Raw genomic sequence first — 16,115 nt, forward strand, 5'->3', positions numbered from 1 at the left:
TGCTGTCGCATAAATTTCGGATTTTATTCATCAACGCTAGTTGACAAAGAACCAGAAAAAATTACATACACTCGTGGAATATGAAAAAGCTGACCCCTGCTCAATACAGAAATCAGCTTTTAAGTGCATAGCTTTTTTTATTTTGTCCTTGACATTGGGTCCACTTTAGTCTCCCCCAAGTTCTTTCTTTTTTCTTTATTTACTTAGCTCGTTTAAAACTCTATCACTTACCTTACTTCTACCACCAATTGCAGTTATCTTATCGATTTTTGATTTAGCGATATGGTCTCTTAGTGATTGTGGTGCGCTATTTGCTCCTGTTAATAGGATTGGCATATTTAACAGTCCACCTACTGGTCCTATTACTAGTGCGTCCATCCACTGTTCTCCATTTGCAACAAATACTTTGTTTGAAGTTTTTAATCCTTTGGATGCTATTTCTATAGCTGTTTCATATCTTGTTTTACCACTTAATCTTTCTGCCACTAATGGTAGTGATTTTTCTAGTGATTTTGATACTGAGCCATAGCCACCTACAATGGATACTTTCTTTACACCAATTTCTGTAATAAGATCTGAAATTGATTTTGGTATACTATTTGATTTCACTAATAGTATTGGATAGCCTTCTCTTGCTGCGTATGGACCAACTGCTAATGCATCTGCGAAAACTTCACCTGATGCTATCACTGCATGTCCAGTTTTTCCAGTTATTTTTGCTAATCTTCTTGCAACTTCTGCTGATGTTTCATATCTATCTTTTCCAGAAATTCTTTCTACACCATCTTTATCGAATTTAGATATTTGATTTAATGCTCCATCTGAAACTGAAGATTTCCCTCCAATAACAGTAACATTATGTGCTCCAAGTCTTTTAATCTCTGCAGCTACTCTTGAATCTAAATTATTTGATTTTGTTAATAGAATAGGTGCTTTAAGCTGCTTTGCAAGTGCTGATGCTGCCATTGCATCTGGGAAGTTTGAAGCATCTACTATTATTACTCTTTCAGCTTGTCCAAAGTATTTCTTAGAAATTTCAATAGCCGTATCAACTCTATCTTTTCCATTAACTCTAACTGGAGTTGATGGTGTTGATGGAGTTGATGGAGTTGATGGTGTTGTTGGAGTTGATGGTCTTGTTGGAGTTGATGGTCTTGGTTTGTCTTTTTTAACTTCTTCGAAAGTCCAAGTTAAAGTATAAGTGATGTTTCCTTTTGCATCTGTAGTCTTAACCCAGTTTCCAGCCTTCCATTCTCCAACCTTATTTCCACCTTTCATTTCAACAAGAGCTTTTTGTGCTGCTTCTGAAGAAGTGTCTGGTGCTTTAGGATCTGCTGGCTTATTGTCTTCATAAACAGCTTTATCTCCAACTCGGTCTTCTGGTTTTAATGCCTTTAAAGCTTCTGGAAGAGTTTTGTTATTCGGTTTAGTTTCGAATACATATTTAACTTCAATCTTATCTTTTTCAGTCCAAGTCCAAGTACCTGTAAATACGTTTTTAGCTTCTTCTTTATTAACAGTTAATTCTTTTGGAGTCCATTCTTTAAATGTCCAAGTACCTTGTTTTCCATTAATAGTTTCTGGTACAGCTGTAAATTTATCCTTGCCTGGAGTTTGTGTTGACCCTATATAGTTTGTAGTATCATTTACTTTTTGATCAACTTTTACAGCATTTGGTAATTTATGACCTGTTGGTACATCTTTACCATCACCCATTATAGTTGGATCAATAACAAATTCACGTGTAACTTTAGCAGTCTTAGTTTCAGTTAAAATCCACTTACCAACTAATTTATTTTCTGCATCAATTGCAGAAACCTTTGCGTTAATTAATTTTTTATCTCCGCGATACCAACCGTCAAACTTCCAAGTACCTTGTAGGTCTCCAGTATTAACTGTTTGTCCTTGATATTTTGGTAAATCAATTTCTGCTCCAACCTCTTTACCTGTAAGATTTTCTAGTTTAGGCTTTTTAAAATCACCAAGTGCATTATCTGGTTGTTGAATATTTCCACTATCTTTCTTCTTATAGAATTCGAAAGTTAAGTTGACTGTTTTTTTATCAGGTGTAAATTCCCACTTACCTACAAATTTATTATCTTTGTCTGTTGCTGATACTATTAGAGTTTTTGGGCTCCAGCCTTTAAATGTCCATGTTCCTTCAGCTACTTTTACATCTTTATAAGTTTTTGTTGGAGCATCTACTCTTGAACCTACTTCTTTGCCTGTTACTGCTTCTGGTACATTTGGCATTCCTGTTGTTGGAAGTACCTTGCCTTCTGTACCACTTACAAATTCGTGTTTTACAGTAAATATTTTAGTAGCTTTAGCTGTAAATACTTTATTGCTATCTGTTACTACATGATCTTCAGGCTTTTTATCTGTTTGACCTTCCCATACAACGCCAGTATATTTTGTAGTTTCTGTTACTCCTGCATTAATATGGTTGAAGATAGTTGTTTCAGTTCCAGCAATTTTTAACTTATATTTGTCAAGGTTAGTCTTTGGTTTCACTTTATACTTTTCATATTCTACAGCTGTCTCTCCACCAGTTTTAGTTCCCGCTTTAACACCTTCACCTAGCTTAAATGTTACGTCAATCGCATCGGCTGGTGCTTTATCATTTGTTGCAGCTGTTATATGAGGTATTACATATAACTCTTGGTTTGCAACATCAATAAATGAATCATCACTAAATGTTACTCTTATTGTTCCTGTTATTGGTTTACTTACTGCCTCTCCTTTTGAAGTTCTTTCAGAAGTTGTATTGTCTTTAGTTGTATTGTCTTTATATGAAGTTTTTGCATCATTCAAATAACCTTCTATTTTTTTCTTCAATGTATCATCAGTTACAGCATCTGCAACCTTAACGCCTTTTTTCCATGGAATAGTAGTATCTCCTACCCATACCTTCAATGTTACTGGTGCAAGATTTGTTTTTTTAATTATATCTGCAATCTTAAGACCTTCGTATTGTGCTGTAAAAATAAGTTCTTGTTCTTTTCCAAGTTCTTTTACATCAATTTTCCTATCAGGTCCAATTGCATTTTCATGATTCATTTTCCAAGGGGCTTTATCATTTGTCTTCCAAGTAGCTTTAGAAGCATCATTTACAGTATATGTTGGGAAGGTTATATTGAGTTCACTTCCATCAGCTTTCTTACCTTTTAATGTCTTAGCATCCGTGTCAATTTCTGTATTCTTTGGATTTACTGCATAAACAACTACTGCTTTGTTATCACCAGTAAACTCTCCTCTGTAATCTTTAGAGTCATCAACAAAGAACTTAACAGCTACATATCCATCTGGGAATACATCTGTGTATTTTAGTGGTCCTACAATATCGTCAATCTTTTCATAAATAAACTTAACAGTGTACTTACCATCTGTAGTGTAATTTGCTGTTTCATTTTTTGCAGGTACTGGATATGTCTTAACGCTTTTAATCTTATAACCGATAAATTTTGGTGCCTTTGTAGTGTCTAAATGCTCCTTAGAAATCTCTTCTCCAGCTTTACCTTCGGCAATTGTGGGATACTTTTCTTTATCTATCTTAACACTTGGGTTAAGAGTTGTTAAATCTTTGTCATTTTCATCAAGATATTCAACCTTGACCTTACCATTTCCTGTTATATTTTCTCTTTTTTCAGTTTGCGTTGTACCTGCTAATACATTTACAGGTAACGTGCCAAATATAAATGAAAAAACTAAAACTAGAGATAATAGTCTTTTTTTCATTTAAACCTCCTATTAATTAAGTTATGTTTTCAAATTTAATGATTATAGGAAGGACTACTAATCCTATCCCATAATCATTCTTGTCATATTTCTTACGTTTGTTGAATTCTTTAATTGTTTCTATCAACTTGTCTAAAGTTTCTTTTAAATCTTTACCTGAAGTGTTTCCAGGATTTGCTAGTACAGATTCTCCATTATTTTTATTGTCTTAAATTTGATTTTTAATATCATTTAGTTTAGAAGAATCTGCTTCTTCCGCTTTACCAGCTACTGTCTTTTCTCCAGTTTTGATTGGATTGATAGTTAGCTCTAGTAGTTGTTGTCTTTCTACAACTTTAGCTGGTGCTGGTTGATATTCTTTCTCACCTCCTTCTGTAGCTGTAACCTTTATTTCAGTTCCAACTTCTTGTTTAGTGATTTCAGCTGTGAAGTTGCCATCTTGATCAACCTTTACTCCACCAGCTGGTGTTAAGTCTGTCTTACCATCTGCTGAAGTGATTTTAACTGTTGCTCCTGGTTTTACTTTATCAGTTACTGTAGTTTTTGATTTTTCTTTATCAGTGACTTTCTCAGGGGCGCCTTCTTCAGTGTTTTGGTTCATAGCCTTAACATTTTCAGGTGTTGCTGAGAATTCATCTTCATCAGCAATTTTGTTTCCATCAGCATCAAGTTGAACAACAACTTGTTTATCTGCCTTAACAGTTGGTTTATCAGTAGCTTCTGCTCCTGTAACTGCTGAATTTATTTTATTATTTTTTTCTTCAGATGTCAAGCCAATATCTTCATCTTTAGCCGGTCCGATTGTTAGATAATTCACAGTTACTAATTCTTCTGCTGTGTATGTTGCTGATTTTCCAAAGTCGGGATAACGCACCACAAGAATCATAGAAGTCAGTGGAATATGAAAAAGCTGACCCCTGCTCAATGCAGAAATCAGCTTTTAAGTGCATAGCTTTTTTATTTGTCCTTACTATCCCTACTTGTCTTCAGTTGATACTATTGTAACACCTGATAGGTCCTTTTCAGCTATAATGTCCTCTATAGTTTCCTTAGTTTCCATCAACTTTTCTAGTGACATTGAATAGTAGTCTGAGCCATTGTTGCTTTCAATATTGAAACCGTGATTATTCAAGAAAGCATTTACTGTTTCCTCATTCTTTTTGTAAGCTACATAACCTATAGCACATACACCAACACCAATTGCAACACCCTTTAAAACGTCTCTTCTATTACCAAATTTAAACATCATATCAAAATCCTCCTTATAATGTTAATAAATATATATAATGTATTAATTAAGGATTAATACTAAACCTATCTCATAAAACCTTTTTTAAAACTTACATTCTGATACACATCAAAGCATGAACCTATAAATTGGTTAAAGAAGAAGGACTTGCTCTCTTCCTCTACCACCTTTATTTCACCATTTTCATCTTCAAATGTACTAATTATTATAGATCTTTCCTGTCTTGTCAGTATATGACGTCCAAAGGTCAACAACCATGCAATAGCTGGAGAATACAATCCTGCATTGCTTTCACCACTGACAGACGTACCCCTATTCATAGACCTAAGCAGGTACATAATTGACATTACCTCTGGGTCAAATGCACCTCTCTCATTAAGTTCCTTGTAACCGTGTTCAAATATAGCTCCTGTAGTAGTCACAAGGGCTCCCCATCTGACAAAATTCCTGTAGGTATTCATATTTCTAAGTATAGGGACACCTAGTTCTGAACCCTTACCTGACCTTATACCAAGACCCGGAGCATCACCATTGAAGTTAGGACCTAAACCTAGTCCCATAAAATTCATTCCTAGGTCTATGATTATAAAGGCTAAAGACACAAGTGAACTGTAACCCATAGCATGTTTGTTAGACAACTTGTAGTTTAGCTTTATTTCACTCATATCTATATCTCTAGAGTACAGGCCGCAGAATGTTAAAATCAACTCATTTAGGTCGGTTATGTCCTTGTCGTACTCTAGAACAAATGTCTTGGTAGGTCCAGTATACATACCCTTGTTTATCTTAGTCTTTTCTTTTAATTTATTTAGTATATCGAGTGGGTTATTAGGTTCCTCTACAACCCTCATCCTCAACCTACCTGCAACCGAAAAAACTACATCTACTTCAATATATTTCTCTATATTTTTATCAAAACACTTCCTGCCCATACTAGATTCCTCCTCTCAAAGACTTGTGGAACAATAGTCTACACGAGTTTCCAACCACCAAAATCGTACTCATATTGTGCATTACAGCACTCCAGAATACTGATATATTGCTAGTTGCTCCCAAGACTAGGCCTACCGTATTTATACCGGCTACCAAAGCAAAATTCTGCTTTACTATACCCATAGTCTTGTGAGATAGGTTGATTACCCTCGGAATCATAATAGGGTCATCTGAATGTATCACTAGGTCAGATGTTTCCATAGCCACATCGGTAGACTTGCTACCCAGTGATATACCTACATTGGCATATGATAGGGCTGGAGCATCATTGATACCATCTCCTACCATAATTACACCTGTACCCTCTGACTTCATCTTTAGTATTTCATTTGCCTTGTCTTCAGGCAATAATTCTGCCCTAAAGCTATCTGCATTTACCTTGGCTGCAACCTCCTGAGCCTGCTTGCTCATATCACCAGTCAAGATAACAACTTCATTTATACCATTTGAACGCATCATATTGATGGCCCTCTTTATATTTTTTCTAGGCTTGTCAAAAGCTCCTAGTACACCTATAAAGTCTTTTCCATATGATACAAATATTGGAGTAGAACCCGTGGCAAATTCAATGGCTTGGCTAGATGGTTCTATGCCATTTTCAGTCATAAACTTGAGGTTGCCCGCACGTACCAACTCACCATCTACCTCTGTACACGTACCCCTAGCTACTACAGTCTCTATAGGTCCATGCTTTGGAATCTGCACTCCCAACAACTTACCATACTCTAGTACACAGTATGATAGTGGATGAGATGATGTCTCTTCAGCCGCACACGCATAGCTGACCAAGTCCCTCTCAGTATAGCCCTTACCTTCTTCTAGGTAGATATCCTTTATCCTAGGCTTACCTTCTGTAATAGTTCCAGTCTTGTCAAATACGACTGTATCCGTCATGCTAAGCTGCTCTATAAAGGCTCCTCCCTTTATCAAGATACCATTTTTAACAGACGTGTTGATAGCTGCTGAAAAGGCTGTTGCTGTAGATAGCTTGATACCACATGAATAGTCGATAACCAACATATTCAAGGCCTTAGTTGTAGATCTTGTAACTCCATATACCACACCACATAGTAGTAGGTTTAGTGGGACTAGATAATTGGAAAACTTGTCAGCATACTTCTGTATTGGGGCCTGCTGGGTTGCACTATTTTCAACTAGATCTATAATCCTAGATATTACGGTGTCATCTCCAACCTTTTCTGCCTTTACAGTGATGGTACCATTCTTAATCAGCCCACCTGCAAAGACCTTCTCGCCCTTTTTCTTAATAACTGGCATATATTCACCAGATACAGAACTCAGGTCAACGATGGCTTCACCGTCCATTACTTCACCATCTACACATATTTTCTCACCCGTATGTGTAACTACCAGGTCATCCTTGGCTAGCTTGTCAACACTACACTTTTCTAAACTACCATCTTCAAGCACCTTCCAAGTTGTATCCTGTTCAACACTCAAAAGATTCTTGATAGAATTTCTAGTACGCTCAACCGTATAGGCTGTCATAAACTCCGCTATATCTGACAAGGCTATTATAGTCAAGGCAGATATACTGTTGCCCAGCATAAGACTGGCAACTATTGACATAATTGTCAAGGCATCTGCATTAGGTCTCTTATCTTCAACTAGACCGTCCCAAGCAGACCTAAATAATGGAGATGTCAAGGCCAAGCTAGTCATAGCTGGCAATGTTGTAAACTTGTCATACTTTGGAAGATTTATAAATGGTATATTGGCACCTGGTATAAACCTCGTTGCCAGTATTACACTACCATTAACCAATAGCCTAGCTATGAGCTTCCTAGATGACATATCATCCCCGTCATACCTATTGTTTAGGTCATGATTTTTATCTTGTATATAATTTTTATAGACATCCAAAGAGTATTTTTGAACTATATAATCTATAGTATCCAAAATCTCCATTGAATCAATCTTTGCATTGCTATCATACTTTATCAAGATAGTCTCTGTAACTGAATTTACAGCAACATACTTGACATAGTACAAGGACTCTATTTCATCAACAAGCTCAGCATAAAGGTCTTTTATATATCTAATACCTGTATACTTGATCCTCATTCGTCCCTCAATATTCGATACACTCTTTCCGTTTAACGAAAAAATCTTGTTTCCCACTTGAATCAAATAATTCACTCCTTTCGTTATTTAGATGCACTGGTATCTAGGATATCAAATAGAATGTCTATAACCTCTTCTTCATCCTTGCCTTCTAGGCTGTTTATAAGATCCATATTATCAAGAGCCAACCTCTTAATAGTGTTTAACCAGTTGACAATCGTCTTAGAATCCAACTTGTCACAATCGTACCCTATCAGAACTGTACCAATCACAAAATTAAACTTTACAGTCTTGACACCATCTAGCCTCTTGACAGCTTCCATGGCCTGATTCTGAAAATTCACTGCCTCTTTTGGTATTTTCTTATAGTTATTTACCTTTATCCTCAATCGTCCTGGAAGATCTGATACAACCTCGAACTTAAAAAGCAAATTTAGAATAGATGCTTTAAAATTAAACATTCCTACCTCCTATTACTTCTGTAAAAACAGACTTGTGCTCCACCAACATAGGGTAGCATATCCAGGTGTCCTACCCCCACCATAACGTCTACGGTCAAATATTGCCGCTGCCAACAGTGACAAACTTGCCAGAGACTTTACATCTAATAGCCCATTTGTGAAATCATACAAACCGTTATTAACTGCTGCGAATATCTTTTCTGAGAACTTCTTGACCTCAGAAACCCTACCTTCATCAATTGACTTATCAATTCCTAATAGCTTTATCACTGCACCCTCTAGTGTTTGAGGGTCCAACTGCTCATGGTCATATACCATCACTATAGTTCCTGTAAGAGTGTTCACCCTACAAGACTTTATAACTGATATCTTACTAATCTGGTCTATAAAGATATTTGTGGCTTCTATGTTTCCCACCAAAACAGGTGCATAAAACCTCACCCTTCCTGGTATAGAACTCTTGACCTCTAGAGCATTCTTGAAAGATGGCAACTTCAAATTATTTCCTTCATTCCCACCGGACAAATCCTTATCCCTATTCTTCCTATTAAATGCATTGATTAGTAATAAGGCACTTATCCAAAAAGCACGTCTCCTAGCTAGTAACATATGTCTACCTCCATTTTATTCTAAAATAAGTCACATAAATTTCATGCAACCCTCATATACATCTTTCGATATATATATTATATCACCTTTTATTATCAATTGCAAGCTTAAAAAAATTATTTTCGTTGATTTTTCAATATTTTATATTCTCAATTAGTAATTTATATTTTAATTGACTCTACTATTTTTTCCATGTTACTTTAGCTAAAAATAATTGATAGTGTTTATATATTTCACTTGATTCAATTATACCACTATAAGGCCCTTATTTCCATTCTTTTATTCTTAATAACTAGAGTAATAAACAAACAAGCAATGCCTATCAATACCTGTATAAATACGTAGACTAATATACTGTGACTATTTGTTGATGAATCAAGTATGGCTGAATATATCTTATTGTTCCAATACATTGGTGACACAATAGCAAAAATCTCTATAAAAGACGGTACGTATTTTAATGGTATAAATACTCCTGATATAAATGAAAACAATAAACCCAACATATTTGTAATACCCGTATTTACAGCAGGATTTTTTGATAGATTTGCAAATAGGTAAGACATGGCTGATGTAGGCACTAAATACAAGAGACTAGCTATAACGAACTTCATTCCATACTGACTAAATACAGCCTTTCCAAACAAGCCAACTGCTAGAAGGAAAAATATCAACCATACTATAGCTACAAACATCAAAGAAGCAAAAAATAAATTTAGGTTCAATTTCTTACTAGTAATCTTCGTCATTCTTATCCTATCGCTTATCTTTTGAGAGTTAAAGGCTGATTGACCAACAAAGGTACCTATCATTAAAACTGTAAAAACGATATATGATGTAACATTGTAGTAGCCATACATATTGTTCTTTTTATCCTTATTATCCCTGGACTGGGCAAGGTAGTCTATGTCAATTTTTTCATTTAGAATTTTATCCGCTTCCTTCATGCCCTCAAACCTATACTTGTCCATCAGATCATAGCAGGCTAAATACTCCATAGCCTTTTGATTCACCATAAAGGACTTGCCCTGGTCCTTGTTTATGTAATATCTTAACTGACCACCCTTGTCAATTTTAAGAACATAGTCCACATAGGATGATAGCAAGCTTTCCTTTATAGACCTATCATCACTATTAACTTTGACTGGCTTGAATTTTGATTCAAGATAGGCCTTTAGTTCTTGACTCTTCTCATTATCCTTGTCTAGGTTGACTACGCTTATCCTAATATTAGAATTAATATCCGTCTTTATCCCTTCCTTGTATGACGATACAGTAATTCCTACTGCTATTACAACAAAAATTAGTATATACAAGAGCATGGACCTAGAATTTTTTTTCATTATCTTAAAATAAGTCTTAAATACTGTCATATGAATTCCTCCTGGCAAACAAAACTCCCCCAACAAATAAAACTAGGCTGATAAGACATATATTCATAATGGAATACATATAGAGCCTAGAATCCTCAAATAGGTAAAGAGAGGTAAACATCCTAGTCAAAACAGTTGCAGGGTTTATATAATTTAAGAAAGGCAACTTGTTGCTAATAAAGCCAGCAAGGCTTGCATTCATCATACCCGCTAGAAATGATGAAAAGACATATAGGCCTGCACATATGCTAAACTTTGCATTGGTACTCATCCTTGTAGCCAGAGCTATAAACATACCCATGGCCATGGCCATAATATTTCCAGCCAACAAGCCACATATGATTTGGGCCTGACTACCTGAAAAATCCATCTTTAAAGCATACCTAATATAGGCATAAAGTACCAGTGTATTTATACTTGTAATCAAAAAATAAGCTGCAAATTCACCTATTAAGTACTTGATCCTAGGGATTGGAGAAACAGATATTCTCTTGGATGTATCAAAATCAGATTTGAGATTCAGCCCCTCTACTATAGCTACACCGAAAGTAGATGCTCCCAGACAAATCATAGCTAAAAGTGAATATATATATACAGACACCGTAGACTTCTTCTTTAGATTTTCAGAGTTTTTGATTTCATACTTTCTGGTATTTTTCAGGTCCTTTAATATACTATCAATCCTTGACCTATTGGCAGGCTCTTTCATTAGTTCAGTAACAGATAGACCCATATGGTGAATTTGAGATACCACACCATGTACAATAGCCGTATTTACTGTATCATTTTTAATAAGCAGCTTAGGTTTTATAATATCACCCCTAATATAGGCCTCAATCTTGCCGGACTCTAGGGCCTTGTCAGGATTCTTATAGTCCTTTATATCAAATACCTTCTTGCCTTCCATCTCTATTTGACCCAATATTCCCTCATAGGCACGATCCTCTACCATTATTGGAATGGCCACAAAGTCTTCTTGCTTGTCTAGCTTAGTTAGGATCATTCCATATATAGTTGCAAGAAAAAAGGGAAATATCAAAGCCCAAAATAGAGCTTCTTTATTTAAAATTGCACGTTTTATACCATACTTAAATAAAAATCCAAACACAAAACCACCCCCCCCTATAAATCATCTCTCAACTGCTTACCTGTTATATCTAGGAATACATCATTCAGACTAGGTGACACAATATCCATTCCCTTAAAGAAAATATCATTATTTTCCAAGTAGGTGAAAACATGGGCTATAGCAAGGTTATCCACTATACCTATCTTTAAATCATTTTCCGATAGTTCAATCTTAGCCAATCCACCTATCTTTCTCAGCCTATCTAGGTCCAATTTTTCCATATCTATGTCCTTTAATATTAGAGTATCAGTCAGGCCTACCAGCTTCTTTAGCTCATACTTGTCTCCAGTAGCCAATAGCCTCCCCTTATCTATAATAGAAATCCTACTACAAATTTGCTCAACCTCATCCATATAATGAGTTGTGTATATAACGGTCGTTCCCTTCTTGTTTAGGTCTACTATACCTTCAAGGATTGAATTTCTACTCTGTGGGTCTACTGCAACTGTAGGCTCATCCAAAATCAATATTTCTGGCTTATGAACTATGCCACAAGCTAGGTTCAACCTTCTCTTCAGACCACCACTCAACTTTTTAGGAAGGTATTTCCTAAAGTCATTAAGGCCAACAAATGCTATAGCTTCTTCAACATACTGCTTCCTAAGACTCTTGTCATCTATATACAGACCACAGAAAAAATCTATATTGTCATATACTGATAGCTCATCAAAGACGGCTATCTCCTGGGGTACATATCCTATTTTTGATTTCAAATCGTAACGAGTAGGAGACATTGTCTCTCCAAAAACTTTTATATCCCCCTTCTCAAACTCGCTCAGTGACAGTATACAGTTTATAAGAGTCGTCTTACCCGAACCATTTGGCCCCAATAAACCATATATTTCTCCCCTCTTTATATCCATGCTCAAATTATCAAGAGCGACCAAGTCATCAAACCTCTTTAATACATTCTTTACCTCTAGCATATTATCTCCTCCTTGCTTTATTAATATCTATTTTATCCTACTTTCCAATACTTTTTTAGTGTATCTAGTCACTGACCTATATTACATTTGTCACATATATTCATACTCAAGATTAAAAGCTCAACTATAAGGCAATTTATTGGAGTTTTTTTGATATAATAGAGATAGTTATTGGTTATCTAATTTAAATACATATAAAAAACTGAGGGAGACTATTATGGTTCAAAAGTATCAAAAAAAAATTAATTATATAGGCCTACTTGTATTTACAGCCTGTTTTTTCCTAGCCCTTAGGTTAACTGAAAGTATCTTTGTAATAATACCCATGTGTATAGGACTAATACTGGCTATGTCACCAATGATTTTTAATATTGACCACATACTTGTAATTATAAATATATGCCTGGTCATACTGATTGGACTAGATGCCGGAAAAATCCTGCCATCCTACCTAAACCTAAAATATAGCCTAGCCTTTAGCCCTCTTATAATGTATTTTTCAATAAATAAAATAAAAATATCGCCAGAGGAAGTTGCCATGTTTATCTCCATACCCATACTGGGTCTAATAGGATCTATGCCAACATATGATATAGCTCTTTTGACTGTGATTACTAGCCTAGCATGCCTTATAGGAAAACAAGTCCTAAGGTCTATAGACCTAGAAAACAAGTACTACAGCTACTACTCTAGATCCTCTAAGGAAAAATACCACTTGGAAAAGCTCTACAAGAGCCTAAATGCAGACCAAAATGACTGTATTGAAAATGCCATATTAAGCGAGAGAAACCGTATATCCAGAGACATACACGACGGACTGGGCCACCTCACATCGAGGGCAATACTCCAGCTAGGAGCCATGATAGTCCTAGAAAGGGACCCCCTAAAAAAAGAAGCTCTAAACGATATTAAGAAGACACTTTCTGAGGGCATGGTCGAGGTTAGAAAGAGCCTCCACAACCTTCAAAGCGAGTCAATCGACCTAAAATATGAAGTAGAAAAATTAGTTGCAGACTTTAGTTTTTGTAGGGTCAACCTATCATATGGATTGACCAGCGAATTTGATATGAGCTTTAAGTATTCAATCCTCTACATCATTAAAGAGGCCCTCACAAATGTAGCCAAACATTCAAATGCTAGCCGAGTTGACATAAGCCTTGTAGAAATGAAGGAAAGAGTCTATCTCAAGATTAGTGACAATGGTAAAAATATACCGGCAGACACAGGTGGTATGGGAATCTTTTCTATCAGAAAGAGAATCGAAGAACTGGGTGGTCAAGTAGAAATATCTACAAAAGATGGCTTTAGAATTTTTGCAAATATACATAAAAAATTTTGAAAGAGGAAGATTAAATGAAAATATTAGTAATAGACGACGATAAGATGATATGTTTTGCCCTAAAAACCATAATAGAATCAGAAAGTGATATGGAAGTAATCGACATAGGCCACAACTATGACGACGCTATCAGCAAGTATGAGGAACTTAAACCCGACATATGCCTCTTTGACATTAGAATAGGTGAAAAAACTGGCATAGATGCCTTAAAAGACATAAAGATAAGCCACCCTGATGCAAAAATAATATTCCTAACTACCTTCCTAGACCAGGAATATATCAGGGACTCCATTAAGTATGGTAGCTCCGGCTATATCCTAAAAGATGACTTTGAAAATATATGCCCCGCCATCAGGGCTGCAAATGCAGGTCAAAGTGTCTTTGGTAACAAGGTCTTTGACTCTATCAGTATCCTCGACAATCAAGCTAATGATAAAGCCAAAGATTCACCTGATAGGGATAAAAAATATAGCCTCATAAAGCTTCTAAGCGAAAGAGAAATCGACATACTCGAACTTATTGCTGACGGCCTCAGCAACAAGGAAATAGCAAACAGACTCTACCTCAGTGAAGGTACCATCAGAAACTACATATCATCAATCTTGGTCAAGCTGGACCTAAGAGACAGGACACAATTGGCAATCTATTACCTAAAAAACTAAGATTACACTAGCTTGCAGGTTTATCTATGAGTCTACAAGCAATAGATTTACAAGACATATACAAGTAAGTGAATTTCATATATGCCAGAACACAAAAACAGAGAGGAACCACCCTCTCTGTTTTCTGTAATATCCACCATCTGACAGGTGAACATCATTTTGTTCATTTTATTATATTAAAATATTTAAGTCGGCAAACTTATATTTAAATTGACATTTTCTATTAGCAAAGCTAATTATAAAGACTTAGCTACCTCTAAAGCCTTGTCATAGTTTGGATGTTCTGTGTTTTCAGTTACATATTCAACATATCTAACAATATCATCCTTATCTATTACTACAATACCCCTGTTAAGAAGTCTGAATTCTTCCATCAAGAATCCATAGTTCAAACCGAAAGAAGTATCCTTGTAGTCTGATACAACTACTGCATTTTCGATACCCTTAGCTCCACAGAATCTAGCTTGTGCGAAAGGAAGGTCACAACTGATAGTTATAACTGCAGCATTATCTAAGTTTCCAGCTTCCTGATTAAATCTAATAGTCTGAAGTTCACATACACCTGTATCAACAGATGGAACAACACTTATTAACTTAACCTTTCCAGCTACATCCTTTAATGTAAATGGGCTCAAATCACCATTCAAACATACGAAATCTGGTGCCTTATCTCCTACCTTTACTTCCTTACCTAACAAAGTTATTGGGTTACCTGCGAAAGTTGTTACTGATCTCTTATCCATTTTATATTCCTCCATAAATTATATTCAACGTTTATAATGTATTACTTGTCGCCTACTCTTATGTTTTTATGATACCCAGCAAGACTGGCTTTATTCAAGGAAATATAAAAAAAATATTTTTTATCATAGACCAGGACTCAAGCAAAAAACAAAATTCTCTTCCATCGAGGAAAAGGCAAGGCTCTAGTCATTAGATCTTTATGACCAACTTTTGGAGATAAGTTCGAAATTAAATAGACGCTTTTGTTCTAATTAATTCCTCATCGAAAACCAAGTCATGTCCTATCAACCTATCATCCTCATAGTTTAGAGTTAGATAAAAATTCCTATCACCATTTCTCACCAGGTCTATAAAAATCTTATCCCCCTCCCACAAGTTCAAGTCAAACAGCTTGTCCTCATCAATCCAGGCCAAATCACCCTCATCACAGACAATCTCCTGCCCTTCAAAATCAGTACAAGTATATAGATACATCTCCTCTGGCGGATTATCATTATAAGTAAAGACTACTATCCCCCTATAATCACAATTTGCCGGAGTGTATCCAGTCTCTTCCTTTATTTCCCTAAGGACGCACTCATAAGGAGTCTCACCAGGCTCCAACTTGCCACCAACACCAATCCACTTACCTTCATTTATATCATTCTTCTTTTTTGTTCTGTGCAGCATAAGATACTTTCCATCCCTCTGCAAATAACACAAAGTCATTCTCTTCATTTTACACCTCAAAATCCTATTATTTCTATACAAATATGCTTGACCTTTCAGGATGCTGGTCTCTCCAATACCTAGCATAAGAACAAGAAG

General features: G+C 35.8%; 14 protein-coding genes and 1 pseudogene. 3 read left to right on the plus strand and 12 right to left on the minus strand.

Going from position 1 to position 16,115, the window contains the following annotated elements; all coding sequences use genetic code 11:
* Positions 1-62 precede the first annotated feature (62 nt).
* A pseudogene (locus tag HMPREF1639_RS09690) lies at positions 63-131 on the plus strand (hypothetical protein); the annotation flags it as partial.
* Between the two features lie 64 nt (positions 132-195).
* On the opposite strand, the gene HMPREF1639_RS03830 reads toward HMPREF1639_RS09690, so the two are convergent.
* The 10 genes from HMPREF1639_RS03830 to HMPREF1639_RS03875 all read right to left on the minus strand — a co-directional run bounded on the left by HMPREF1639_RS03830 (position 196) and on the right by HMPREF1639_RS03875 (position 12,563).
* A complete protein-coding gene (locus HMPREF1639_RS03830; protein WP_084572464.1) occupies positions 196-3,738 on the minus strand; it encodes a cell wall-binding repeat-containing protein in 3,543 nt (1,180 codons plus the stop codon).
* A 208-nt stretch (positions 3,739-3,946) separates the two neighbouring features.
* Complete coding sequence (locus tag HMPREF1639_RS03835) at positions 3,947-4,624, minus strand: Ig-like domain-containing protein (RefSeq protein WP_036763452.1); 678 nt, start codon at positions 4,622-4,624, stop codon at positions 3,947-3,949.
* 90 nt (positions 4,625-4,714) lie between these two features.
* Complete coding sequence (locus HMPREF1639_RS03840) at positions 4,715-4,987, minus strand: twin-arginine translocation signal domain-containing protein (protein WP_330371693.1); 273 nt, start codon at positions 4,985-4,987, stop codon at positions 4,715-4,717.
* Between the two features lie 65 nt (positions 4,988-5,052).
* Positions 5,053-5,919, minus strand: a complete 867-nt coding sequence (locus HMPREF1639_RS03845) for a hypothetical protein (protein ID WP_036763454.1) — start codon at positions 5,917-5,919, stop codon at positions 5,053-5,055.
* A 1-nt stretch (position 5,920) separates the two neighbouring features.
* Positions 5,921-8,122, minus strand: coding sequence for a heavy metal translocating P-type ATPase (locus tag HMPREF1639_RS03850; RefSeq protein WP_330371696.1), 2,202 nt, complete (start codon positions 8,120-8,122; stop codon positions 5,921-5,923).
* Between the two features lie 26 nt (positions 8,123-8,148).
* Positions 8,149-8,526: an HMA2 domain-containing protein gene (locus tag HMPREF1639_RS03855; RefSeq protein ID WP_036763456.1), complete on the minus strand. Its 378-nt coding sequence runs from the start codon at positions 8,524-8,526 to the stop codon at positions 8,149-8,151.
* 12 nt (positions 8,527-8,538) lie between these two features.
* Entirely contained in the window at positions 8,539-9,135 is a 597-nt protein-coding gene (locus HMPREF1639_RS03860) for an HMA2 domain-containing protein (protein ID WP_052045409.1), read from the minus strand.
* Positions 9,136-9,389: 254 nt separating this feature from the next.
* Positions 9,390-10,508, minus strand: coding sequence for an ABC transporter permease (locus HMPREF1639_RS03865; RefSeq protein ID WP_036763459.1), 1,119 nt, complete (start codon positions 10,506-10,508; stop codon positions 9,390-9,392).
* Complete coding sequence (locus HMPREF1639_RS03870) at positions 10,495-11,616, minus strand: ABC transporter permease (protein WP_036763462.1); 1,122 nt, start codon at positions 11,614-11,616, stop codon at positions 10,495-10,497. Before HMPREF1639_RS03870 ends, HMPREF1639_RS03865 begins: the two co-directional genes overlap by 14 nt.
* A gap of 14 nt (positions 11,617-11,630) precedes the next feature.
* On the minus strand, positions 11,631-12,563 hold the full coding sequence (locus tag HMPREF1639_RS03875; RefSeq protein ID WP_036763464.1) for an ABC transporter ATP-binding protein: 933 nt from the start codon (positions 12,561-12,563) through the stop codon (positions 11,631-11,633).
* Between the two features lie 217 nt (positions 12,564-12,780).
* Between HMPREF1639_RS03875 and HMPREF1639_RS08935 the strand changes: the two genes are divergently transcribed.
* Both HMPREF1639_RS08935 and HMPREF1639_RS03885 read left to right on the plus strand, forming a co-directional pair.
* Positions 12,781-13,902: a sensor histidine kinase gene (locus tag HMPREF1639_RS08935; protein WP_052045410.1), complete on the plus strand. Its 1,122-nt coding sequence runs from the start codon at positions 12,781-12,783 to the stop codon at positions 13,900-13,902.
* A 14-nt stretch (positions 13,903-13,916) separates the two neighbouring features.
* Positions 13,917-14,564: a response regulator gene (locus tag HMPREF1639_RS03885; protein WP_036763466.1), complete on the plus strand. Its 648-nt coding sequence runs from the start codon at positions 13,917-13,919 to the stop codon at positions 14,562-14,564.
* A 236-nt stretch (positions 14,565-14,800) separates the two neighbouring features.
* Here the strand turns inward: HMPREF1639_RS03885 and tpx are convergent, their stop codons facing one another.
* Entirely contained in the window at positions 14,801-15,307 is a 507-nt protein-coding gene (gene tpx / locus HMPREF1639_RS03890) for a thiol peroxidase (protein WP_036763469.1), read from the minus strand.
* Positions 15,308-15,536: 229 nt separating this feature from the next.
* A complete protein-coding gene (locus HMPREF1639_RS03895; RefSeq protein ID WP_036763506.1) occupies positions 15,537-16,025 on the minus strand; it encodes an NUDIX hydrolase in 489 nt (162 codons plus the stop codon).
* Positions 16,026-16,115 lie beyond the last annotated feature (90 nt).

This window comes from Peptostreptococcus sp. MV1, from assembly GCF_000758885.1.
GTDB lineage: Bacteria > Bacillota > Clostridia > Peptostreptococcales > Peptostreptococcaceae > Peptostreptococcus.